We start from the raw sequence: 23911 nt of genomic DNA on the forward strand, positions 1-23911 counted from the left end.
AAGCATGCGTCCGGAGCCTCATGACAAATGTGATGAACAGTCACAGGTCGACGCGGAATGAAGGCCGAAAAGCCTTGGTATAGTCAGTGGCTTCCCCCATCTACGTCGGCACATGGACAGCATTCGCATCCGCGGCGCCCGCACGCACAATCTCAAGAATATCGACCTCGACCTGCCCCGCGATCGCCTGATCGTGATTACGGGGCTGTCCGGGTCCGGCAAATCCTCGCTGGCCTTCGACACCATCTATGCCGAAGGCCAGCGTCGCTATGTCGAGTCGCTGTCGGCCTATGCCCGGCAGTTCCTCTCGATGATGGAAAAGCCGGACGTGGACACGATCGAAGGCCTCTCGCCGGCCATCTCGATCGAGCAGAAGTCGACTTCCCATAATCCCCGCTCCACCGTCGGCACGATCACCGAGGTGTACGACTACCTGCGCCTGCTCTACGCGCGCGTCGGCACGCCCCGCTGCCCGAACCACGGCATTCCGCTCGAAGCGCAGACGGTCAGCCAGATGGTCGACACCGCGCTCGCGCTGGATCCGGACAAGCGCTGGATGCTCTTGGCGCCCGTGATCCGCGAGCGCAAGGGCGAGCACGTGCAGGTGTTCGACCAGCTGCGCGCGCAGGGTTTCGTGCGCGCCCGCGTCGACGGCGAGGTTTACGACCTCGACGCCGTCCCGCCGCTGACCCTGCGCCAGAAGCACACGATCGAAGCGGTCATCGACCGTTTCCGCCCGCGCGAGGACATCAAGCAGCGCCTGGCCGAGTCCTTCGAGACCGCGCTTCGTCTCGGCGACGGCATCGTCATCCTCGTCGACATGGACGACGCGAAGGCCAGCGAACAGCTGTTCTCGTCGCGGTTCTCGTGCCCGATGTGCGATTACTCGCTGCCGGAACTCGAGCCGCGTCTGTTCTCGTTCAATTCTCCCGTCGGCGCCTGCCCCACCTGCGACGGCCTGGGCGTGACCCAGGTGTTCGACCCGGCGCGCGTCGTCGGCCACCCCGAGCTCAGCCTCGCGGGCGGCGCCATTCGTGGCTGGGATCGTCGTAACGCCTACTACTACCAGATGATCCTGTCGCTGGCGAAGTACTACGGCTTCGATCCGGAGACGCCGTGGCGCGAACTGACGAAGTCGGCGCAGAACGCCGTGCTCAACGGTTCGGGCAAGGACCTGATCCCGTTCCGCTACATCACCGACCGGGGCGGCAAGGTCACGCGCGAACACAAGTTCGAAGGCATCCTGCCGAACCTGGAGCGCCGCTACCGCGAGACCGAGTCCACGGCCGTTCGCGAGGAGCTGGCGCGCTACATCTCCGACCACCCGTGTCCGGACTGCGGCGGCCAGCGCCTCAACCCGGCGGCGCGCAACGTGTTCGTCGCCGACCGCGCCATTCCCGAACTCACCTCGCTGGCCATCGACAACGCGCTGGCCTTCTTCGAGACGCTGGCCTTGCCCGGCTGGCGTGGCGAGATCGCGGTGAAGATCGTGAAGGAGATCCGCGAGCGGCTGACCTTCCTCAACGATGTCGGCCTCAACTACCTCACGCTCGATCGCCAGGCGGATTCGCTTTCTGGCGGCGAGGCGCAGCGCATCCGCCTCGCCAGTCAGATCGGCGCGGGCCTGGTCGGCGTGATGTACGTGCTCGACGAGCCGTCCATCGGCCTGCACCAGCGCGACAACGAACGACTGCTCGGTACCCTCACCCGCCTGCGCGATCTGGGCAACACGGTGATCGTGGTCGAGCATGACGAGGACGCGATCCGCGCCGCGGACCACATCCTCGACATCGGCCCGGGCGCGGGCGTGCACGGCGGCGACATCGTCGCCGAAGGCACGCTCGAGCAGGTGCTCGCCTCGCCGCGCTCCGTCACGGCGAAGTACCTCACCGGCGAGCGCGGCATCCGCGTGCCGGAGAAGCGCCGCGAAGCGCGCGACGATCAGTGGATCGAGCTCAAGGGCGCCAGCGGCAACAACCTCAAGGACGTGGACGTCCGCATCCCGGTCGGCGTGTTCACCTGCGTCACCGGCGTGTCGGGCTCCGGCAAGTCGACGCTGATCAACGACACGTTCTACCGCCTCGCGGCGATGGAACTCAACGGCGCGAGCGAGCAGCCGGCGCCGTACGAATCGATCGAAGGCCTCGAGCTGTTCGACAAGGTCGTGGACATCGACCAGTCGCCGATCGGCCGCACGCCGCGCTCGAATCCCGCCACGTACACCGGCCTGTTCACGCCGCTGCGCGAGCTCTACGCGCAGGTGCCCGAGGCGCGCCAACGTGGTTACACGCCGGGCCGCTTCAGCTTCAACGTTCGCGGCGGCCGCTGCGAGGCGTGCGAAGGCGACGGCATGATCAAGGTGGAGATGCACTTCCTCCCCGACGTATACGTCCCGTGCGACGTGTGCCACGGCAAGCGCTACAACCGCGAGACGCTCGAGGTGCTGTACAAGGGCCACACCATCGCCGACGTGCTCGACATGACGGTGGAAGACGCCTTCAAGCTGTTCGAGAACGTGCCGGTGATCGCACGCAAGCTGGAAACGCTGCGGGCGGTGGGCCTCGACTACATCAAGCTCGGCCAGAGCGCCACCACGCTGTCCGGCGGCGAGGCGCAGCGCGTGAAGCTGTCGAAAGAGCTGTCGAAGCGCGACACCGGCAGCACGCTGTACATCCTCGACGAGCCCACGACCGGCCTGCACTTCCACGACATCGAGCAGCTGCTCGACGTCCTGCATCGCCTCGTGGATCACGGCAACACCGTGGTGGTGATCGAGCACAACCTCGACGTCATCAAGACGGCCGACTGGCTCGTCGACCTCGGTCCGGAGGGCGGCTCGGGCGGCGGACAGATCCTCGTCAGCGGCACGCCGGAGAAGGTCGCCGCGACGAAGACCTCGCACACCGGCCGCTTCCTGCTGCCGCACCTCAAGCCGGCGGCGCCGGTGACGAAGGCGCCGGCGAAGGCGGCCGCCCGCAAGACCACCGCGAAGGCCGCTCCGACGAAGGCCGCCGCCAAGAAAACGCCCGCGAAGAAGAAAAGGACCGCATGAGCACCGAAGCCGCCCAGACCCCGAGCCCGACGCCGATCTTCATCACGCCGATGGACGTCCGTTGGCAGGATCTCGACGCGTACAACCACGTCAACAATTCGAACTACCTGGTCTACCTGCAGGAAGCCCGACTGAAGTGGCTCAAGGAGCTCCCCGGCGACTGGTACAGCCCGTCCGCGGCGCCGGTGATGGCCCATAGCGAGATCAACTATCGCCTGCCCATCGAATGGCCGGCGGACATCCAGATCGAGCTGTACGCCAATCGCATGGGCACCAGCTCGATGACGGTCGGCCACCGCATCCTCGATTCGCAGGACGCCACCCGCATCCATTGCGACGGCAGCGTCACCATGGTCTGGATCGATACGAAGACCGGCCGCCCGGTCCCGCTTCCGCAGGTCATCCGCGACGCCGTGGCCGCGGCCCGGCAGGACTAGAGGACGCATCCATCGCCGATACGATCGGCTCCCACCGTTCGGGCCACGAGCGGAATGGTGGGGGCCGATCGCATCGGCGATCCCGCGGCGGCGGGCACGGTTGCCGAACCCTGCCGCAAAAGATCGCGACCGTTCATTTCGCCCCGGTATGATCCGCGAGGATCATCATGGAGAGCATCATGCAACGTCCCCTCGTCCTCGCGATCGCTTGCGCCGTTTCCCTTCCCGCGTTCGCCGCCGATGAGCGCACCGCGCTCACGCTCTACCGCGCCGACGGCGATGCGCTCTTCGCCACGGGAGGCGACGCCGTTTCCGGCGACGGTTACGCCGTGGTGCACGAGCGCCGCGCGTTCGACCTGAAGGGCGGCACGCAGGATCTCTCCATCGACGGCCTCCCCTCCGCGCTCGACAGCGAAGCGCTGTCGCTGCGCTTTCCCGGCAAGGGCACCCGCGTCGTCTCGCAGCGCCTGCTGCTCGGCCAGGGCTTCGACGGTGCCGTCGCCGGCCTCGTCGGCCACGATGTCGTCGTGGTCGGCGAAAGCGGCCAGGCGCTCGCCAGCGGCACGCTCGTTCGCGGTGGCGATGCGCTCGTCGTGCGCGACAGCAGCGGCCACGCCACGCTCATCCGCCAGTACGCCGCCCTGCGCGCCGCCGACAGCACGGACTTCGCCCGTGGCGCCACGCTGCAGTTGCGTGTCGCCGGCGGCGCGGCGGGCCGGACGAACGCCAACCTCGATTACCCCACGTCCGGCCTCGGCTGGCGCGGCGCCTACGTCGCGACGCTCGCGCCGGGCAACGCCTGCCGCATGACCTTCGACGCCGCGGCGAGCATCGCCAACCGTAGCGGACGCGACTGGAAGGACGTCTCGCTCAAGCTCGTCGCCGGCGACGCGCGACGCGCGAAGGCGCCGATCCAGAACAAGCTCTTCATGGTCCGTGCCGCGCCGGCCCCGGCCGCCATGGATGCCGAGTCGATGGCGCCTCGACAGGCCACGCTGGGCGACCTGCGCACCTACACGCTGCCGACGCCGGTCGACCTCCCCGACGGCAGCGTCACCCAGACGCCGCTGTACGACCGCCACACCCTCGACTGCCAGCGCGAGGCCGTGTACGACGGCGGCAACACGTGGTTCCCGCCGCGGCCGAACGCCGAGCGCCAGCCGATCCTCGCCAACGCCGGCACGCCGATCGTGTCCAACCTCCGTTTCAGGGCGTTCGACAGCCTGCCCGCCGGTTACGTCCGCGTGCTGACGACCGACCGCGACGGCAACGCCGAGCTGCTCGGCGAAGGACGCATCGACGACACGCCGAAGAACAAGGACACCACGGTGTCGCTCGGCAACGCGTTCGACCTGTCCGCCACGCGCGAGCAGACCGCGTTCACGGCGGACATGCCGGGGCACCGGATCGACGAAAGCACCCGTATCGTCCTGACCAACGCGGGCGACACGGCGCGCACGGTCACCGTTCGCGAACATCCCAACCGCTGGCGCGCCTGGACGATCACGTCGTCGTCGATGAAGCCGTCGAAGGTCACGCCGGAGGTGGCGGAGTTCAGCGCCACCGTTCCGGCGAACGGCAGCGCGATGCTTGATTACGCCGTGCGCTATACCTGGGCGGACGCGGATCTCGCCCAGTAAGCGGCATCGCTAAGGCGCCCGATCGCCGATACGGTCGGCTCCCACCCTTCGGTAGCTACCTCCCCACAAGGCCGCTACCGGAACGGTGAGGACAATCCATCGCCGATGCGATCGGCTCCCACCCTTCGGTAGCTGCCTTCCCACAAGGCCGCTACCGGAACGGTGAGGACAATCCATCGCCGATGCGATCGGCTCCCACCCTTCGGTAGCTACCTCTCCCATCGCTCGAAAAGGACGGTGGGAGCCGATCGTATCGGCGATCCCGCGGCAGCGGGCAACGAAGCCGGTGAAGCGGCTGCACCACCGGCCGCCGAAACGCCATAATCGACGCAACCCACACCGACGGACGCGCTCCCATGCTCGACATCCTGCTGCACGACGGCGACATCCACGAAATCCGCATGGCTCGCGGGCCGGTCAACGCGCTGGACATCGGTCTCGTCGAGGCGTTGCGCGAGGCGATCGTCGGAGCCCCCGCCAACGGCGCGCGCGGCATCGTGCTTTCCGGCGCGCAAGGCATGTTTTCGGCGGGTGTCGACGTCCCCGCCCTGCTCCAGCGCGACCGCGCGGGCGTCCGTGACTTCTGGAACGCCTTCTTCGCGCTGTGCGGCGCACTGGCGACCTCGCCCGTACCGACCGTCGCGGCGATCACCGGCCACAGTCCCGCGGGCGGCGCGGTCATCTCGCTGTTCTGCGATTACCGTGTCATGGCGCACGGCGTCTACAAGATCGGATTGAACGAGGTGCAGGTCGGTCTTTCCGTGCCCGAGCCGATCCAGTTCGCCATGCGCCGCATCCTCGGCGGCTACCGCACCGAGCGACTGCTGGTGGCCGGTGCGATGGTGGACGCCGAGCAGGCCCACGCGATCGGCCTGGTCGACGAGCTCGCGACGGTCGAACAGGTGGTCACCCGTGCCACGCTATGGCTCGCCGACCTGATGAAGCTGCCGCCGAAGGCGATGCTGCGCACCCGCGAGATCGCCCGCGCCGATCTCGTCGCCGTCTGGGGCGATACGTCGAACCTGCTCGATCCGGGCTTCATCGACGACTTCTTCGCCGAGGAGACGCAGGGCGTGCTGCTGGCGCTGGTGGCGCGGCTGAAGGCCAAGCACTAGCCAAGCTCTCGCAAGCCTGTATCGCCGATACGATCGGCTCCCACCCCTGGGTAGGTGGTGGCAGCGATCACCGGCTATCGAGCGAACCCGCGGATGCCGGCCACGCCCTGCGCGGCATGCATCCGCGCTTCTCCCAGATCGTCGGGCCCGAGACCGCCCAACGCATAGACCGGCAACGACGCCGCCTCGGCCAGCCGCGCGAATCGCGGCCAGCCCAGCGGTTCGGCGCCGGGGTGGCTGGCCGTCGCCAGCACGGGCGACAGCGTCGCGAAGTCGCAGCCCAGCGCCGAGGCGCGTGCGAGCTGCGCTGCATCGTGGCACGACGCGCCCACCATGGACGTCCACGGCAGCGGCCGCTCTTTCAGCTCGCCGAGTTGCTGGGCACGAAGATGCACGCCCGTGCCGAGGATCGATGCGCCCTCGATGTCGCCGTTGAGCAACAGGTGGGCGCCCACCCGGCGAGCCTCGGGCAGAACCGCCTTCGCCACGTCGCGTGCGACGTCCGTGGAACGCCCCGGCAACCGCAGTTGCAGCAGGCGCTCGCCGCGCGCCAGCGCGGCGAGCAGGCCTGCGATGACGGCGTCGGGCGACACGTCGGGCGCCGAGATAGGGTAATGGACCGGCAGGCGGATGGCCGCCAGGATGGGCCGGTCGGCCGGCGCGAGGATGGACGGATCGATGTCGCGCGGCGCATGCCATGCGATCGCCGCGGCGTCGAGCGCACGCGGCGTCCCGGTCCAGCGACGGACGAGCATCGCCTCCAGCAGCATCGACCGCTCGCCATACGCCCACGGCACGCGGATGCACGACTCGAACGACGCGGGATCGACGGCGATCCCCAGCTCTTCGTCCAGTTCGCGCTCGAGCGCGGCGACGGCGGACTCCCCCGCTTCGAGCTTGCCACCGGGAAACTCCCACGCGCCGGCCAGATGCTTGCCGGGTGGCCGCTGCGCGATGAGGATGCGTCCGTTGGCGTCGACCAGCACGCCGGCGACGACCTGCATCAGACGTTCCGGACGTATTCGACCATGTCGAAGGCGTGGGCGTGCTCGGCATCCGCCTCGTGGCGCACCCGCGAAACCTCCGTCCATTCCTTGAAATCGACGCCGGGGAAGAAGACGTCGGCGCCATCGACCGCGGCGTACACCCAGGTCAGATACAGCGTGCGGGCATAGGGCAGCGCCTCGCGGAACACCTCGCCACCGCCGATGACCATGAGGCCCGTGTGACCGCAGCTCGCCTGCGCCTCGGGAATCGAACGCACGGTGATCTGTCCGGGAAACGGCGCCTCGCCCTTGCGCGAGAGCACGTAGTTCACGCGTCCCGGCAACGCGCGGCCGATGGATTCGGCGGTCTTACGCCCCATCAGCACGGCCCTGTCGAGCGTCAGCGTCTTGAAGTACCGAAGATCGTCCGGAAGATGCCAGGGCAGTCCACCCTGTTTGCCGATGGCAAAGTTTTCGTCGAGCGCGGCAACCAGGTGTACGGCCATGGAACATCCTTCACGGTTTCAGTCGGAACGGTCGGGCACCGGGCCCGTGCGCTCGCGATAGTAGTCCTGTCCGCGTGATGGTGGAACTAACGATCGTTTGACCGGCGCCCGTCAGGCATCGCTTGCCTTGCCGGTGTGCGCGGTGATGGGCTTCTCCGGCGCCGGCCTGGCCATCGCCCGGCCGAAACGGCCGATCGCGCGTACCAGTGGCGTGAGCGTGCGCCACGCGTCGTCGTCGTTGAGCAGCCGGTAGACCCCACGGATGCCCGGCGCGGCGCCCGCTTCGCCTGCACCGGGTTCCCATGCCGTCGCCGCCTCACGCAACGCGTCGGCGAACTTGTAGACGGCGCCGGGAGGGACGCGACTGAGCACCATCGCCACCGCGGCCACATTCTGCAGCGCGTTCCGGGTCGACTCCGCTTCGAAGCCACGCAGCACGATGCGCGCGATGTCCTGATTGCGGGCGACGAGGTCGTTCGCGAGCCGCAGGACGCCATGCTCATGCAGGGTGTGCAGCAGGCGCTCCCACTCGTCGTGTGCCGTGGGCTCCGTCCGCGCGGGGCGCGGGGCATAGTCGATAGGTTCGGCCATCACAGCGTCTCCGGTCGTTCGATCGTTTCCGGCGGCTCGACGTATTCCTCGCGCGCCCACTTGGCCGACGCGTCCGGGCCACCGTTGGGCGTCCGCTTCCCGTAACGGAAGTTGTGCCGCGGCAACGGCGATGCACCCGTACCCTTCGGCAGGCGCTCGATTCGCACGGCCAGTTCCTTGTATGCGGGCGTATTCACATCCGGGTCGTGGTGTTCGCCGGTGAGCGCGTTCACACCGGGCTTCGCATGATGGATCGGCAGGAACAGCGTCCTGCCATGGACCCGATCGGTGACCAGCGCGCGGACTTCGATGCTGGCCCGCCGCGAGGTCACCTTCAGCCAGGTGCCGTCCACGATGCCGCGTTCGCGCGCGAGGTCCGCGCCGATCTCGACGAACCAGTCCGGCGAAAGCTGGGTGATACGCCCACCCGGCCCGGTCTGGTTCGTCGACTGGAAGTGCTCGAGCATGCGGCCGTTGTCGAGAAGCAGGTCGAACTGCGCATCCGTATCTTCGACCGGAGGTTTCCACTCGAGCGGATACAGCTTCGCCTTACCATCGGGAAAGTGGAACGCGTCGCTGTACAGCAAGGGAGTATCCGTGCCGTCCGCGGCGACCGGCCATTGCAGCGAGCGCCAGCCGTCCAGCCGCTCGTACGTGACTCCGGCGAACAACGTGGCGATACCGGCGCATTCATGCATCACGTCCGCCGGACCGGCGTAGCCCCAGTCGTGGCCGAGTCGTTTCGCGACCTCGGTGAGGATCCACCAGTCGGGCCGGCTCTCGCCGAGCGGCGGCATCACTTCATGGAAACGCTGGATGCGTCGCTCCGTGTTGGTGAACGTGCCTTCCTTCTCGACGCTGGGACACGCCGGGAGCACGACGTCGGCGAACTGCGCCGTACGCCCGAGGAACATGTCCTGCACGACGAAGAACTCCAGGCCGCGGAACGCCTTCTCGACGTTGGCGGTGTCGGCGTCGGCGATCGCCGTTTCCTCCCCGATCACCCACATGGCCTTGACGTTGCCCTTCGCCGCCTCGACCACCATCCCGAAGTTGTCGAGGCCGGGCTCGCTGGAGAGGCGTTCCGGCGCCACGCCCCACGCCCTGGCCCATTTCTCGCGCACCTTGTCGTCGGCGACTTTCTCGTAGCCTGGGTACACGTCCTTGAGGCAGCCGAAGTCGCTGGCGCCCTGCACGTTGTTGTGTCCGCGCATCGGGTAGCCACCCGTTCCGGGCCGGCCGTAGTTGCCGGTCACCAGGAGCAGGTTCGACAGCGCGGTGCTCGTATCCGAGCCGTGGGTATGCTGCGTTATGCCCATCGCCCAGAGGATGCAGACGCTCCCCGCCCCGGCGATCATCCGCGCCGCCTCCACGATCCGCTCGCGCGCGAGTCCCGTCACCGTCTCCGCGAAGTCCAGGGTGAAGGGATCGAGCGAGCGACGGTACTCGTCGAGACCGTTGACGCGCTCGCGCAGGAACGCTTCGTCCGCCAGCCCTTCGTCCAGGATGTAGCGCGCGGTCGCGCTGGCCCACACCAGATCCGTTCCCGCGCGCCCGTCGAGGTGGATGTCCGCCCGCTCGGCCATCTCGTGGCGACGCGGGTCGAGCACGATGAGTTTCTGGCCGCGCAGCTTCCGCGCGCGCTTGATCCGGGAGGCGATCACCGGGTGGCACTCGGCCGTGTTGGAACCCACCAGCACGACGAGCCCGGCCGCCTCGATGTCGCGGATGGAGCCGGCGTCACCGCCATAACCCACCGTGCGGAACAGGCCCATGGTCGCGGGGTTCTGGCAGTACCGCGAAGAGTTGTCCACGCTGTTGGTGCCGAAGATCAGGCGCGCGATCTTCTGCGTGAGATAAGCCTCTTCGTTGCTCGCCTTGCTCGACCCGATGAAGCCCAGGGCCTTCGGACCATGGCGCTGGTGGATGTCGCGCAGCCGGTTGGCGACGCGGTCGAGCGCCTCGTCCCAGGTGGCTTCGCGAAACGCCCCGTTTTCGCGGATCAATGGGTGGGTCAGGCGCTGCGGGCTGTTGACGAAGTCCCAGCCGAACTTGCCCTTGACGCAGGTCGAGATCCCGTTCGCCGGTGCGTCGAGGTTCGGTTGCACCTTGAGGATGTGCCGGTCGCGCGTATACATCTCGAACGAGCAGCCGACGCCGCAGTACGTGCATACGGTCTTCGTGCGGCGGAGTTCGGCCTGGCGCATCGTGGCGTCGATCTCCGACAGCGCCGTGACCGGCCGGGCCCCGATCGTGTTCTCCAGCGACTTCACCAGGTCGATGAGCGGCCGTTTCACCCTTTCGTCCATCGCCGTGAAGGGGCCTGCATCCGGCTGCATGGTCTTTTCCATGAGCGCGTTGCACGGGCAGACCGTCACGCAATGGCCGCAGGAGACGCAGCTCGACCCTTCGATCGTGGTCCCGCCATCCCAGAGCACGCGCGGATGCGCGGACGAGTAATCGATGGCGAGCGTCTCGTTCACCTCGACGTTCTGGCATGCCTCGACACAGCGGCCGCAGAGGATGCACTGGTCGGGATCGTAGGTATAGAACGGATTCGATTCGTCCTTGGCGTAGGGCTTGCGCACGAACGGATAACGCTGAATCGGCATGTCCATCGCCGCCACCGTGTTGTGCAGCGTGCAGTCCCCCGTGTTGTGCTCGCACACGGTGCAGTAGAGCTCGTGCTTCGCGAGCAGGCGGTCCATGCCCTCCTCGCGCGCGGCCCGCGGGCGCTCGCCGAGGGTATCGACCGTGGTGCCGTCACTCGCCACGCACTCGCAGCTGCGCACCAGCTCGCCGTTCACTTCCACCCAGCAGGTGTCGCAGGTACGCAGCGGGCCGAGGGCCTCGTTGTAGCAGACATGCGGAACGTCGATACCGTTGCGAACGAAGAGATCGACGAGACGTTCGCCGTCGCGTGCGAGGTGCGGCAGGCCGTCGACGACGACCGTGGATTCGATGGCGGACATGAGCCTCCCGATGCGATGGGTTTCATTCCGGAGCGTCATCGTCGCCGCGCGTGCGCCCACGCCGGGTGTACGCACGCCGTACGGGACTTCACGAAGCCCGCACGGAAACGCGACTAGCGTCGACGCGCTACACCGGACCTCGAGGAGGAAATGGCGCAGATCTTCCACCCGCGATCCGGTCTCTACGCGAAGCTGACGATGCTCGCACTGCTGGTCGTCGTTGTCGGCCTGGTGGCGGCGTGGCGCGCGCTGACCGCGGAGCCGCATGGGGAACACGAAGCCGTGGAGCAGCCGGTGCCCTTCAGTCATCAACACCATGTCGGCGAAGTCGGGCTCGATTGCCGCTACTGCCATGCGACGGTGGAGACGCGGGCATCGGCCGGCATGCCTTCCATCTCGACATGCATGACGTGCCACTCGCAACTTTTTACGAACCAGCCGGTGCTCGCCCCGTTGATCGAGAGCGCGCGTACCGGCATTCCGCTGCGCTGGATGCGCGTGCACGACCTGCCCGGCTTCGTCTACTTCGATCATTCGATCCACGTCGCCAAGGGCGTGGGTTGCGTCTCGTGCCATGGTCGCGTCGACCGCATGCCACTGACGCGGCGCGTCGCGTCGCTGTCGATGAGGTGGTGCCTCGATTGCCATCGCCATCCCGAGCGCTTCGTGCGCCCGCACGACGAGGTGTTCGCCATGGACGACAGGCAGCCGGGCGACGACGAACGGCTCGGCATGGCGTTGGTGGACGCGTATCGCATCGATCGGCGCCGGCTCACCGATTGCTCGGTGTGCCACCGATGAGCGCGATGACCGAGCTCCGCGACGCGTTGCCGGCACCGGGGTCGCCGCGATTCTGGCCCTCGCTCGACGAACTGGTCGCCGATCCGTCGCGTCGCCCGTTGATCGCCGAGGCGTTTCCGCAACTCGCGGACATCGAACCGTCGCTCGACCGTCGTGGATTCCTGCGTCTGCTGGGTGCGTCGATCGCCTTCGCGGGTCTCGCGGCCTGTTCGGGGCCGCCGCCCGAGCGGATCGTGCCGCAGGTCGGCGGCGCCGACGACGCACCGCCCGAGACGGCGCGCTACGCGACCGCGCTCGCCACGGGCGGCGATGTCGTCGGGGTGCTGGTCGAACTGCGCGATGGACGGCCCATCAAGGTCGATGGCAATCCCCGGCATCCGGCCAGTCACGGCGGCAGCGACGCGCGCATGCAGGCGTCGATCCTGGACCTATGGGACCCGGCCCGCTCGCAAGCCCCGCGCACGAACGGCGCGCCGGCGAGCTGGTCCGCCTTCGAAGCCGACATGGCCACGCTGCGCTCCCGCTTCGCCAGCGGCGGCGACGGCCTGCGCGTGCTCTCGGGCGGAATCGACTCGCCCACGCTCGCCCGGCAGCGCGACGCGTTGCTCGCCCGCTACCCGCAGGCGCGCTGGCACGTCCATGAGCCGGCGGCGGGACGCCCGACGGACTCCTGGCCGGACCTCGCGAAGGCGCGGGTCATCGTCACGCTCGACGCCGATATCCTGGGTACCCTGCCCGGCCATGTGCGCCATGCGCGCGACTTCGCGGCGGGCCGCGCGGATCCGGCCGAGATGTCGCGACTCTACGCGATCGAACCGTCGCCATCGTTGACCGGCCGCAACGCCGACCACGCATGGCCGGTGGCGGCGGCGGACATCGCCACCATCGCCACGGCGCTGGCGGCGGCGACGGGCGTCGACGTCGCGGTGCCCGCCCTCGACGCGGCCACGCGCGAGCGCGTCGACATCATCGCGAACGACCTGCGCGCGCACGCGGGCGCGGGGGCCGTGCTCGCCGGTCCGCGCGTCGCGAACGATGTCCACGCGCTGGTCCGCGCCATCAACGACGGGCTCGGCAACAGCGGATCCGTGCTGCGCGACCTCGCACGGGACGATCAGGCGACCGACACGACCTCCGCGCTCATCGAGGACATGCGCGCGGGACGCGTCGATACCCTCGTGATCCTCGACGCGAACCCCGTGATGACGGCCCCCGGGTTCGCCGCCGCGCTGCCGGGCGCGCGACGCGTCGCGCACCTGGGACGCTATCGTGACGAGACGGCGGAGGCGGCGCATTGGCACCTCCCCGCGTTGCATCCCTTCGAGACGTGGTCCGACCTGCGCTCGGTCGAGGGGACCGCGAGCATCGTGCAGCCGATCGTCGCGCCGCTCGTCGACGGACGCTCGGCGCACGACGTGATCGACCTGCTTCTGGGCGACGCGTCCGACGATCCGCTAACGCGCGTACGTGCGACCTGGAGAGCCTTCGACGACGAAGCCTGGACGGAAGCGCTCCGCACGGGCGTCGTGGATGCCTCCCTCGCGCCCGTGTCCCGGCCGCCCTCCAACGTCGCCTCCGTCGCCGGCACTCCTGCGATGGCTGACGCAAGGGAGCTGGAAGTCGTGTTCCGTCCAGACGATCACCTCTGGGATGGACGCCACGCCCAGAACGCGTGGCTGCAGGAGCTCCCCCGGCCGGTGACCACGCTGGCGTGGGAAAACGCGGCCTGGCTATCCCCGGAGCTCGCCCGGGAACGCGGCCTGCGCGATGGCGACATGGTCCGCATCGAGAGCAAGGGGCGGTCCCTCGACGCGCCGGTGCTCGTCGTGCCGGGACAGGCCACTCGCACGATCACGCTCACGCTCGGCTACGGGCGACGCCATGGGATCGCGAAAGGCCACGGTCACGACGCCTATGCGCTGCGCGATGGCGACGGCGCATGGTCGTCCGGCGACGTCCGCCTGACGCGACTCGACGGACGGTCATCGCTTGCCCTGACGCAGGCGCATCAGGACATGGGCCGGCGCGACGTCGTGCGTAGCGGCACACCCGACCGGCTGCCGGCGTATCCGCCTCCGGAGCCGCACGCCAGTCTCTACCCGGAGAAACCGGGCGGCGACTATCGGTGGGGCATGTCCATCGACCTCAACGCCTGCATCGGATGCAACGCCTGCACCATCGCCTGCCAGGCCGAGAACAACATTCCGGTGGTGGGCCGCGACGAGGTGGCGCGCGGGCGTCGCATGCACTGGATCCGCGTGGATCGCTATCACGAGGGAGCTGCCAGCGCGCCCCGCACCTACCATCAGCCGGTGCCCTGCATGCATTGCGAGCATGCGCCCTGCGAAGTCGTCTGTCCGGTGGAGGCGACGGTGCACGATCGCGAGGGACTGAACCTGCAGGTGTACAACCGCTGCATCGGCACGCGCTTCTGCTCCAACAACTGCCCCTACAAGGTGCGTCGATTCAATTTCCTCCAGTACGCGGACTTCGCGAACGAGAGCCTGAAGGCGATGCGCAATCCCGAGGTGACGGCGCGGGCCAGGGGCGTCATGGAGAAGTGCACCTACTGCGTGCAGCGCATCCAGCGCGCCCACATCGCCGCAGATCGCGACGGCCAGCCCATCGCGCGCGACGCGGTCACCACCGCGTGCCAGGACGCCTGCCCCACGCGCGCCATCGTCTTCGGCGACAGGGGCGACGATGCGTCGGCCGTGGCGCGCGCCAGCGATTCTCCGCGACGTTACGCACTGCTCGACGAGCTCGGCACGCGCCCTCGGACTACCTACCTCGCCGCGTTGCGCAACCCGGCGCCCGACTGGAGGGATGCATGAGCGACCGCGAACCCGCCCACCCCGCCACGCCCGCCGAGGTCACGGACATCGTGACCGGCATCGTGCTGCACCGGCGCGCGGGGACGGCGTGGAAAGTCGCGTTCGCCGCGTCCTGCGCGCTCACGGCCCTGCTCGCGGCGTCCATCGCGGTGCTGCTCGTCCGCGGCGTGGGCGTCTGGGGCATCGCCATGCCCGTGGCCTGGGGCTTCGCCATCACCAACTACGTGTGGTGGATCGGCATCGGCATGGCCGGCACCTTCATCTCCGCCGCGCTCTACCTCACGCGGCAGGGCTGGCGTTCCTCGCTCAACCGCTTCGCGGAGGCGATGACCGTGTTCGCGCTCGCCGTGTCGGCGCTGTTCCCGGTGCTGCACCTTGGGCGCCCCTGGTTTTCCTACTGGCTCGCGCCTTACCCGGATCGCATGGGACTCTGGCCGCAGTGGCGCAGCGCGCTCGTCTGGGATTTCTTCGCCATCGGCGCCTACGTCGTCGTCTCGCTGCTCTATTTCTACGTCGGCCTGGTTCCCGACCTCGCCGCGGTACGGGACCGCGCACGGCGGCGAGGCCAGCAGGTGTTCTACGGTCTGCTCGCGCTGGGCTGGCGGGGCGAAGCCAGGGAGTGGGAGCGCCATGCGACGTTGACGAAGATCCTCGCCGGCCTGGCGGTACCGCTGGTGTTCTCGGTGCACAGCATGGTGGCGCTCGACTTCTCGGAAGGACTCCTGCCGGGCTGGCATTCGACGCTGTTCCCTCCGTTCTTCGTGGCCGGGGCGCTGTTCTCCGGCACGGCCATGGTGATCGTGCTCGCGGTGCCGCTGCGGCGCGCCTATGCGCTCGGCGACTTCATCACCGACGGACATCTCGACAAGCTGGCCAGGCTGATGCTCGCCGCCGGCCTCGTCGTCACCTATGGCTACGCCGCGGAAGCGTTCACCGCGTATTACGGCGGCGATCCGCAGGAGCTCGCCGTGCAGTCGAACCGCCTCCATGGCGCCTACGCCTGGCTCTATGGCCTGACCATCGCCTGCAACAGCGTCGCGATCCAGGCGCTGTGGTGGCCCCGCGTGCGCCGGAGCACGCCCGCGCTGCTGGTGATCGCGGCGCTGGTGCTGGCCGGCATGTGGATGGAGCGTTTCATGCTCATCGTCACCAGCCTCTACCGCGACTACCTGCCATCGAGCTGGGGCATGTTCTATCCGACGTGGTGGGACGCGGCGTTCCTGGCCGGGTCGATCGGCCTGTTCGCCTTGCTGTTCCTCCTGTTCGTTCGCCTCATGCCCGTCCTGTCGATCGTCGAACTGCGCCGGCACGCCGCCGAGCTCGTGGATAGGCGCGCATGAGCGTCCATGGCCGCCTCCTGCAGGTTCCCGACGCCCACGCGCTTTCCGCCGCGGTCGACGCGCTGCGCGAGCGTGGGTACACGCGCCTCGAAGCCTTCACGCCCTACGCCGTCGACGGACTGATGGAAAAGCTCGGACCGCCACCGCGCCGGATACCGCGGGCGATGCTCGCCGGCGGCGTCCTGGGTGGCATCGCGCTGCTCCTGCTCCAGTACTACGCCGCGGCGGTGGACTATCCGCTCGACGTCGGCGGCCGGCCCCTCGCGAGCTGGCCCGCGTTCGTTCCCTCCGCCCTCGAGGTCGCCATCCTCGGCGCGGTGGTCGCCGGTTACATCGCCTTCCTCGTCGGCTGCGGCTTCCCCGCCCTCTATCAGCCTGTCTTCCACGTCGCCTGGTTCGAAGAGGCCAGCCGCGACGGATTCCTGCTCCTCGTGCGCGCCGACGACCCGCGCTGGGACGCGCATGGCACCGCGCGCGACGTCGCGGCACTCGATCCCATGCGTCACGCGGAGGTTCCGTCGTGAGCGCGCGCGGTCGGCTCATGGGTGTCGCGGTGGCGCTCTTGTTGTGCGGCTGCGAGCGCGGCATGCACGACATGTACGCACCGTCGGCGTATCGCAGCGGGAGCGACGCCGCGCGGTTCGACGACCATGTGGCGACACGCAGACCGCCGCAGGGCTCAGTGCCGACGAGCGGAGCCGCCTCGATGCCCGCGGCGGCGGCGATCACGCCAGCGGTGCTGGAGCGCGGGCGCGACAGGTATACGGTGTACTGCGCGCCGTGCCATGGGACGGGCGGTGACGGCGACGGCATGGTGGTGCGGCGGGGTTTTCCCGCGCCGCCCAGCTATCACGAGCCGCGATTGCGCAGCGCGGACGATCGCCACCTGTACGACGTGATCGCGCACGGCTGGGGCGTGATGTATCCGTACGGCGATCGCGTCGCGCCGGCCGACCGGCAGGCGATCGTCGCGTACATCCGCGCGCTGCAGTTCAGCCGGCATGCCCCCGTCGACCGCCTGGAGCCGTCGGACCTCGCGCGCCTGCGCGACCTTCCCGGCAGCGGAGGCGCACGATGATGGCGCACGCGTGGCTCGTGTTCTGGCTGGGCCTCACCGGCGCGAGCGCCGGTGCCATCGCCTGGAGCGCGATCCATCGGCTCACCGGCGGCGCGTGGGGCGACGTGCTCGCGCCGCGCTGGCGCATGCTCCGCGCGCTCCTGCCGCTTGCCGCGATGGTGGGCCTGCCGTTGTTGATCGGAGCGGCGCATGTCTTTCCCTGGATGCACGGCCACGTCGACGACGCGCGCCGCTGGTACCTGAATTACCCGTTCCTCGCCGGACGCGCCGTGGGATGTTTCGTCGCGTGGGGTCTGGCCTGGGCGATGCTGGCGCGCGCACCGGCGGGCAGCCTCATCCTCTGGTTCGTCGCGTGCACGGTGTTCGCGAACGACTGGATCGTCTCGCTCTCCCCGGACTGGCGTTCTGCCGCCATGGGCCTCGTCGTCGCGCTGGGCCAGCTCGTGCTCGCCATGACCACCGCCGTGGCGAGCACGCGACGCGACGAAACCGATGCGACGACCCGCCGCGACATCGGCGCGCTGCTCTTCGCCTTGTGCCTCGGCTGGGCGTACGTCGTCGGCGTCGACTACCTCACCGCATGGTCGGCCGACCTGCCGTACGAAGCACGCTGGTACCTGCCGAGGACACGCGATACCTGGGGTGCCGTGGTCATTGCCGCGACCTTCTTCCACCTGGCCGTCCCGTTCGTCCTGCTCCTCGCGCGGCGCGCGAAAGAGCAGGCCGGCATCCTGCGAGCCGCCGCGCTGTCGATGCTGGTCGGTCAACTCGGCCACCTCGCCTGGCTGGTGATGCCATGAGCCATCAGCGACAGGACCTCGACACGCGGCGCATCGTCTGGTCCGGCGCGGTGCTGCTCGCGGCGCTGCTCGTCGTGCTCGCGGTGTGCTTCGTCCTCTGGCGAAGCTGGGCACCGCCCGCGCTCCAGCATGTGCACCGGCCGCCCGAGCCGCGCCTGCAACCGGATCCCACGCGTGATCTCGCGACCTACCGCCGCGCGCAGCGTAACGCCGAGTACTGGGGCTGGGTCGACCGCGAACATGGCATCGCACGCATCCCGGTGGAGCGGGCCATGGAGCTGATGGCGAAACAGCCACCCGAGACGGGGGACGTACGATGAGAGGCCGTCGCGTGGGCATCGCGCTCGCTCGCGCCACGGTGCTGACCGCGGCGCTCGCGCTCGCGTCGCTGGCACCACGCGTCACGGGCGCTTCGACACCCCCGCCCCCCGACCTCGCCGCCCGCGCCGGCTTCGATCAGCGGCTCGGCGCGACGGTGCCCATGGAGGTGCGTCTCACCGATGCCGACGGACGCACGCGCTCGCTCGCGTCCATCGCGGACGGTAAGCCGCTGGCGCTCGCGTTCGGGTACTACCGGTGCCCGAACCTGTGCGACCTCACCCTGCATGGCCTGGCGCGCGCGGCGGCGACGATGCCGCTCGACCCCGCGAAGGACTACCGGATCGTGTTCGTGAGCATCGCGCAGGACGAAACGACCGCGGATGCGCGCTCGGCCCGGGACATGCTGGCGACCATGGAACCGCACGCGCGGGTCGATGCATGGACGCTGGCGACGGCCACGCCGTCGACCGTGCAGTCCCTGACGCACGCTGTGGGGTTCCGCTACTTCCGCGAACCACGCGACGGCCAGTACGTGCATCCGGCCGGACTGACGATCGTGACTCCGGACGGCCGCGTCTCCCGGTACTTCTTCGGCGTCGATCACGACCCCGCATCGCTGCGCCTCGCCCTCGTGGAGGCGTCCGGCGGCCGGCTGGGGACGGCGATCGATCGCCTCGTGCTGTTCTGCCAGCACTACGACCCGTCGACGGGCAAATACAGCGTGCTTGTCACGCGACTGATGATGGTGCTGGGCTCGTTCTTCGTGGTCGCGATGGCGGCAGGCGCGTGGTGGTTGAGCAGGAGGTCGCCATGATGCCGCCCCAGGCATCCAGTCTCGCCGGCCGTGTCGATGGCCTTTTCTACACGATGCTCGGACTGTCCGTCGCGGTGGTGATCGGCGTCTTCGTCACGATGATCGTCTTCGCGGTGCGCTTCCGGCGAGGGCGCCGCGTCGATCGCAGCGGCGAATCGCACCGGGAGCTGGGGATCGAACTGACCTGGACGCTCGTGCCCTTCGCGATGTTCCTCGGCATCTTCGTGTGGAGCGCGCTGCTCTGGGTCGACATGCGCACGCCGCCTGCCGACGCCACCACGATCTACGTCGTGGGCAAGCAATGGATGTGGGAGTTCCAGCATCCCGATGGCCAGCGTGAGATCGGCATCCTTCACGTCGCCCAGGGACAGCCCGTGCGGCTCGTCATGACCTCGCAGGACGTCATCCACGACGTGTCGATCCCGGCGTTCCGCGTGAAGCAGGACGTCTTGCCAGGCCGGTACACCGAGCTATGGTTCACGCCGACGCGCCCGGGCACCTACGACCTGTACTGCGCCGAGTTCTGCGGCACCGATCACTCGCGCATGGGCGGCGCGGTTGTGGTGGGTACGCCGGCCGCGCACGCCCGCTGGCTCGCCGCCCATGCGGGCGGATCGCTCGTCGACCGTGGGCGCGAACTGTTCACCCGCTACGGCTGTGCCGGCTGCCACGCCGACCATTCGTCGGTCCATGCGCCGCGTCTCGACGGACTCTATGGCAGCACCGTCCCGCTCGCCGATGGCCGCCAGGTCCGTGCCGACGAACGCTACCTGCACGACGCGATCACCCTCCCCGCCCGCGAAGTCGCGGCGGGCTACGCACCGCTGATGCCGAGCTACAAGGGTCGTATCGGCGAGAGCGACATCCTCGCCCTCGTGGCGTACCTGAAGGTCAGCGGCACGGCCAGGGAGACACAGCATGAGTCACGCTAAGCACGCACCGCCCAGCTACCTCACGGACGGCAGTACGCTGTGGTCGTGGCTGTCCACGCACGATCACAAGCGCATCGCCATCCTCTACGCGGTATCGATCACGTTCTTCTTCTTCCTCGGGGGCATCGCCGCGGCGCTCATCCGGCTGGAACTGGCGACACCCGCCGGCGACGTCATGACCGCCGATACCTACAACAAGGCCTTCACCTTCCACGGCGTGGTGATGGTCTGGTTCTTCCTCATTCCCTCCATCCCCACGACGCTCGGCAACTTCCTGCTGCCTCTCATGATCGGCGCCCGCGACGTCGCCTTTCCGCGCCTGAACCTCTTCAGCTGGTACCTCTACGTCATCGGCGGACTTTTCACCGTCGCGTGCCTGCTGCTGGGCGGCGTCGATATGGGCTGGACGTTCTATACGCCGTTCTCGACGATGTTCTCGAACTCGCACGTCATGCTGGCCGTGGTCGGCGTCTTCGTGGTCGGCTTCTCGTCGATCCTCACGGGCCTGAACTTCATCGTCACGATCCACACGCTGCGCACCGAGGGAATGACCTGGTTCCGCCTGCCGTTGTTCGTCTGGTCGATGTACGGCGTGTCGCTGGTGATGATGCTCGCGACGCCCGTGCTGGCGATGACGCTCTCGCTGATCGCGGCCGAACGCCTGCTGGGCGTCGGCATCTTCGATCCCGCGCTCGGCGGCGACCCGCTGCTGTTCCAGCACTTCTTCTGGTTCTATTCGCATCCGGCCGTCTACATCATGGTGCTGCCGTCCATGGGGGTGGTGAGCGAGCTGATCACCGCCAGCGTGCGGCGGAAGATCTTCGGCTACCGGTTCATGGTCTGGTCCATCATCGGCATCGCGATCGTCGGCTTCCTCGTCTGGGGCCACCACATGTTCGTCGCCGGGCAGTCGATGTACGCGAGCATCGTGTTCTCGATCCTCAGCTTCATCATCGCGGTACCGTCGGCGATCAAGGTCTTCAACTGGACCGCCACGCTCTACAAGGGCGACATCACCTTCGGCGCGCCGATGATCTACGCGCTCGGCTTCGTCGGCCTGTTCCTGCTCGGTGGACTCACCGGGCTGTTCCTTGCAGCCACCGCGCTCGACGTCAACCTCACCGACACCTATTTCGTGGTGGCGCACTTCCACTACATCATGGTGGGTGGCGCCGTGATGGCCTACCTCGGCGGCATCCACTTCTGGTGGCCCAAGATCACCGGCCGCATGTACTCGGAGGCCTGGGCGCGTTTCGCCGCGATCCTGATGTTCCTCGGCTTCAACCTGACCTTCTTCCCGCAATTCCTCGCCGGCGCGGAAGGCATGCCACGCCGTTACCACACCTATCCCGCGGAATTCGCGCTGCTCAACGTGCTGTCGTCGGCCGGCGCGGTCCTGCTCGCCGCGTCCTACCTGCTTCCCGTCGGCTATTTCCTATGGTCCTTCCGGCACGGCGCGCGCGCTCCCGCCGATCCGTGGAAGGCCAGCGGGCTCGAGTGGGAGACCTCCTCCCCGCCGCCGACGCACAACTTCGACGATGTGCCGGTGGTCACCGGCGGTCCTTACGCGTACGTGCATCCATGAACATCAGGCAGGCCCGGACCGCGGAACCGTTCGACGACGTGGCGCAGCAGCGAGAGGCCGCCACGCTGGGCATCTGGGCCTTCCTCGCCACCGAGATACTGTTCTTCGGCGTGCTGTTCGCCGCGTATACCATCCTGCGGACGCTGTGGCCGGACGCGTTCGCCTCCGGCAGCCGGCACACGGATCTCCTGTGGGGCGGCGTCGAGACGGGCGTCCTCCTCGTCAGCAGCTTCAGCGTGGCCCTCGCGCTGCGCGACGTGCAGCTGGGCGGCAGGCGCCTCGCGGCGTGGCTGCTCGTCCTCACGGCGGTCCTCGGCCTCGTGTTCCTTGGCATCCATGCGGCGGAGTACCACGCGGATTACAAGGCCGCCGTCATACCGGGCTTCCGCTACGAGGAAGTGGGCGGCCTCGCCGCGCAGGAGCAGCTGTTCTTCGTGCTCTACTACGTGACGACGGCCTTCCATGGGCTGCACGTCGCCATCGGCGTCGTGCTCCTTGGCGTGATGGCCTGGCGGACGCGCCGTGGCGATTTCCTCCCCGAGTCGCACCACGCGCTCGAGGTGTCGGCGCTGTACTGGCACCTCGTCGACATCGTCTGGGTTTTCGTCTTCCCGCTGTACTACCTGGTGGGCCGCGCATGAGCGAGCGACCGCCATCGTTCGGAGCACACGTCGCCGCGCTCGCCGGGCTGGCGATCCTCCTCGTCGCCAGCATCGGCATCGCCCGTCTTCATCTCGGCGCATTCAACGTGTTCGCGGGACCCGCCATCGCCGCGCTGAAGGCCTCGATCGTCCTGTTGTTCTTCATGAGGCTGCGGCGCAGCGGCCCGGCGTCACGATTCGCGTTGGCCTTCGGCGTGATCTGGATCGCCATCATGATCGCGCTGACGCTCGGCGACGTATTGCTGCGCACGCCCGTGATCGTCAGCTGAGGGATCACCCCTGGTCATCGTTGTCGTGTTCCTGCTGCGGGGACTCGCGCTCCTTCGGCTTCTTCTCCACCTGTTCGGCCGCCGACCGATCGTAGTCGCGCGGCGAGTTGATCGGTTTGTCGTCTTTGCTCATGGCATGCTCTCCGTTCGCTGTGAAGTTTCAGCGTCGGATACGCGCCGTTGTCATTTGCGCGGCGCGACGTGAAGCGACGTGCACGTGCGTGAAGACGCAGGCCGTTGATCCCCGCTGCACGCGCTGTTCATGAGCCGGGTGCGACATCTTGGGTACCAGCGCACAGCGCCCAACCGCACGGAGCCACACCATGACACGCATGCCACGCCACGCCCTCGCTGCCGCCCTTCTCGCCGCGGCCGTTCTGCCGGCCGCCGCTTTTGCCCAGGAACACACGCCGGGTTCGAATTCGGCACCTGCGGCGGACGCCATGTTCGTCACCGAGGCCAGCGCGTCGGGCCTCGCCGAAGTCGCGCTTGGTCAGCTGGGCGCGTCGAAGGGTAATTCCGAAGCGACCAAGTCGTTCGGCCAGCAGATGGTCACCGATCACACGAAGGCCAACGACGAGCTGAAGACCATCGCCGGCCAGAAGAACCTCCCGCTGGCCACCGCGCCGAAGCCCGCAGACACGAAGGCCGCCGCCGCAATCGGCGAGAAGTCGGGCGATGCCTTCGACCAGGCCTTCGCGAAGAAGATGGTCGCGGACCACAAGAAGGCCGTCGCGCTCTTCAGCAAGGAGTCGACCAGCGGCAAGGATCCCGAACTGAAGGCGTTCGCGGCGAAGACGCTGCCGACGCTCAAGGAACACCTGCAGATGGCGGAGAAGCTGCCCGGCAAGGGTGCGAACGCCATGGCGGGCCACTGACGCCCTGTAGAAGCGCGCACTGCGCGCCACATCGTTCGAGGCCCCGACCCTCAGGGCCTCGAACGATGTCGACGTCAGACCTTCTTCAGCGAGCCCGATTTGTGCGCGGCTTTACCGCCGCTCTTCTCGCTGACGACGAGGTACTCGGGGTTGTCCTTCGACGCGGCGACCTCGTGCCCCTTGATCTTCGTGGGCTTCGTCAGTTTCTTCTCCACCTTGCCCGTCGTCGTGCCTTGCGAGGTTTTCCAGCTGACCTTTTCGCCGCGCTTGAGGGTGGATGCCATGGCTGCGTTCCCGT

General features: G+C 68.4%; 23 protein-coding genes. 17 read left to right on the forward strand and 6 right to left on the reverse strand.

Features of this window, described 5'->3' with window-relative positions:
• Positions 1-112 precede the first annotated feature (112 nt).
• From uvrA to J2X58_RS08965, 4 genes are all read left to right on the forward strand, one after another.
• A complete protein-coding gene (uvrA, locus tag J2X58_RS08950) occupies positions 113-3052 on the forward strand; it encodes an excinuclease ABC subunit UvrA (protein WP_310047671.1) in 2940 nt (979 codons plus the stop codon).
• Positions 3049-3489, forward strand: a complete 441-nt coding sequence (locus tag J2X58_RS08955; RefSeq protein ID WP_090052298.1) for a thioesterase family protein — start codon at positions 3049-3051, stop codon at positions 3487-3489. The genes uvrA and J2X58_RS08955 overlap by 4 nt, the downstream gene beginning before the upstream one ends.
• A 179-nt stretch (positions 3490-3668) precedes the next feature.
• Positions 3669-5129, forward strand: coding sequence for a DUF4139 domain-containing protein (locus tag J2X58_RS08960; RefSeq protein ID WP_310047674.1), 1461 nt, complete (start codon positions 3669-3671; stop codon positions 5127-5129).
• 356 nt (positions 5130-5485) lie between these two features.
• Complete coding sequence (locus tag J2X58_RS08965; protein ID WP_310047678.1) at positions 5486-6244, forward strand: enoyl-CoA hydratase/isomerase family protein; 759 nt, start codon at positions 5486-5488, stop codon at positions 6242-6244.
• 74 nt (positions 6245-6318) lie between these two features.
• Here the strand turns inward: J2X58_RS08965 and J2X58_RS08970 are convergent, their stop codons facing one another.
• The 4 genes from J2X58_RS08970 to fdhF form a co-directional block, all read right to left on the reverse strand.
• Positions 6319-7248 carry a Nudix family hydrolase gene (locus J2X58_RS08970; RefSeq protein ID WP_310047680.1) on the reverse strand — a complete coding sequence of 310 codons (930 nt, stop codon included), beginning with the start codon at positions 7246-7248 and terminating at the stop codon, positions 6319-6321.
• Positions 7248-7736 (reverse strand): dihydrofolate reductase, encoded by a 489-nt coding sequence (locus tag J2X58_RS08975; protein ID WP_090052291.1) that lies wholly within the window; start codon positions 7734-7736, stop codon positions 7248-7250. Before J2X58_RS08975 ends, J2X58_RS08970 begins: the two co-directional genes overlap by 1 nt.
• A 111-nt stretch (positions 7737-7847) precedes the next feature.
• Positions 7848-8327, reverse strand: a complete 480-nt coding sequence (locus J2X58_RS08980; protein ID WP_310047682.1) for a DUF1641 domain-containing protein — start codon at positions 8325-8327, stop codon at positions 7848-7850.
• Positions 8327-11299: a formate dehydrogenase subunit alpha gene (gene fdhF / locus J2X58_RS08985; RefSeq protein WP_310047685.1), complete on the reverse strand. Its 2973-nt coding sequence runs from the start codon at positions 11297-11299 to the stop codon at positions 8327-8329. Before fdhF ends, J2X58_RS08980 begins: the two co-directional genes overlap by 1 nt.
• Before the next feature lie 150 nt (positions 11300-11449).
• Here fdhF and J2X58_RS08990 point away from each other — a divergent pair, with 150 nt between their 5' ends.
• The 12 genes from J2X58_RS08990 to J2X58_RS09045 are packed head-to-tail and all read left to right on the forward strand — an operon-like array spanning position 11450 to position 22735.
• Complete coding sequence (locus J2X58_RS08990; RefSeq protein WP_310047687.1) at positions 11450-12100, forward strand: cytochrome c3 family protein; 651 nt, start codon at positions 11450-11452, stop codon at positions 12098-12100.
• Between the two features lie 5 nt (positions 12101-12105).
• A complete protein-coding gene (locus J2X58_RS08995; RefSeq protein ID WP_310047688.1) occupies positions 12106-14934 on the forward strand; it encodes a TAT-variant-translocated molybdopterin oxidoreductase in 2829 nt (942 codons plus the stop codon).
• Positions 14931-16274, forward strand: coding sequence for an NrfD/PsrC family molybdoenzyme membrane anchor subunit (gene nrfD / locus J2X58_RS09000; protein WP_310047689.1), 1344 nt, complete (start codon positions 14931-14933; stop codon positions 16272-16274). The genes J2X58_RS08995 and nrfD overlap by 4 nt, the downstream gene beginning before the upstream one ends.
• Positions 16271-16798 carry a DUF3341 domain-containing protein gene (locus J2X58_RS09005; RefSeq protein WP_310047691.1) on the forward strand — a complete coding sequence of 176 codons (528 nt, stop codon included), beginning with the start codon at positions 16271-16273 and terminating at the stop codon, positions 16796-16798. Before nrfD ends, J2X58_RS09005 begins: the two co-directional genes overlap by 4 nt.
• Positions 16795-17352 (forward strand): cytochrome c, encoded by a 558-nt coding sequence (locus tag J2X58_RS09010; protein ID WP_310047692.1) that lies wholly within the window; start codon positions 16795-16797, stop codon positions 17350-17352. Before J2X58_RS09005 ends, J2X58_RS09010 begins: the two co-directional genes overlap by 4 nt.
• Positions 17349-18152: a hypothetical protein gene (locus tag J2X58_RS09015; protein WP_310047693.1), complete on the forward strand. Its 804-nt coding sequence runs from the start codon at positions 17349-17351 to the stop codon at positions 18150-18152. The genes J2X58_RS09010 and J2X58_RS09015 overlap by 4 nt, the downstream gene beginning before the upstream one ends.
• Positions 18149-18472 (forward strand): hypothetical protein, encoded by a 324-nt coding sequence (locus J2X58_RS09020; protein ID WP_310047694.1) that lies wholly within the window; start codon positions 18149-18151, stop codon positions 18470-18472. Before J2X58_RS09015 ends, J2X58_RS09020 begins: the two co-directional genes overlap by 4 nt.
• Positions 18469-19287: an SCO family protein gene (locus J2X58_RS09025; protein WP_310047695.1), complete on the forward strand. Its 819-nt coding sequence runs from the start codon at positions 18469-18471 to the stop codon at positions 19285-19287. The genes J2X58_RS09020 and J2X58_RS09025 overlap by 4 nt, the downstream gene beginning before the upstream one ends.
• Positions 19284-20219: a cytochrome c oxidase subunit II gene (coxB, locus tag J2X58_RS09030; protein WP_310047696.1), complete on the forward strand. Its 936-nt coding sequence runs from the start codon at positions 19284-19286 to the stop codon at positions 20217-20219. Before J2X58_RS09025 ends, coxB begins: the two co-directional genes overlap by 4 nt.
• On the forward strand, positions 20206-21804 hold the full coding sequence (gene ctaD, locus J2X58_RS09035) for a cytochrome c oxidase subunit I (protein ID WP_310047697.1): 1599 nt from the start codon (positions 20206-20208) through the stop codon (positions 21802-21804). The genes coxB and ctaD overlap by 14 nt, the downstream gene beginning before the upstream one ends.
• Entirely contained in the window at positions 21801-22445 is a 645-nt protein-coding gene (locus J2X58_RS09040) for a cytochrome c oxidase subunit 3 family protein (protein ID WP_310047698.1), read from the forward strand. Before ctaD ends, J2X58_RS09040 begins: the two co-directional genes overlap by 4 nt.
• A complete protein-coding gene (locus tag J2X58_RS09045; protein ID WP_310047699.1) occupies positions 22442-22735 on the forward strand; it encodes a cytochrome C oxidase subunit IV family protein in 294 nt (97 codons plus the stop codon). The genes J2X58_RS09040 and J2X58_RS09045 overlap by 4 nt, the downstream gene beginning before the upstream one ends.
• A gap of 4 nt (positions 22736-22739) precedes the next feature.
• Here J2X58_RS09045 and J2X58_RS09050 read toward each other — a convergent pair whose 3' ends face one another.
• Positions 22740-22868: a hypothetical protein gene (locus J2X58_RS09050; protein WP_310047700.1), complete on the reverse strand. Its 129-nt coding sequence runs from the start codon at positions 22866-22868 to the stop codon at positions 22740-22742.
• A gap of 190 nt (positions 22869-23058) precedes the next feature.
• On the opposite strand from J2X58_RS09050, the gene J2X58_RS09055 reads away from it, so the two are divergent.
• Positions 23059-23613, forward strand: coding sequence for a DUF4142 domain-containing protein (locus J2X58_RS09055; RefSeq protein WP_310047701.1), 555 nt, complete (start codon positions 23059-23061; stop codon positions 23611-23613).
• A 74-nt stretch (positions 23614-23687) separates the two neighbouring features.
• Here the strand turns inward: J2X58_RS09055 and J2X58_RS09060 are convergent, their stop codons facing one another.
• A complete protein-coding gene (locus tag J2X58_RS09060) occupies positions 23688-23897 on the reverse strand; it encodes a DUF2945 domain-containing protein (protein WP_310047704.1) in 210 nt (69 codons plus the stop codon).
• Positions 23898-23911: the final 14 nt, after the last annotated feature.

Source organism: Luteibacter sp. 3190 (assembly GCF_031456385.1).
Classification (GTDB): Bacteria; Pseudomonadota; Gammaproteobacteria; order Xanthomonadales; family Rhodanobacteraceae; genus Luteibacter.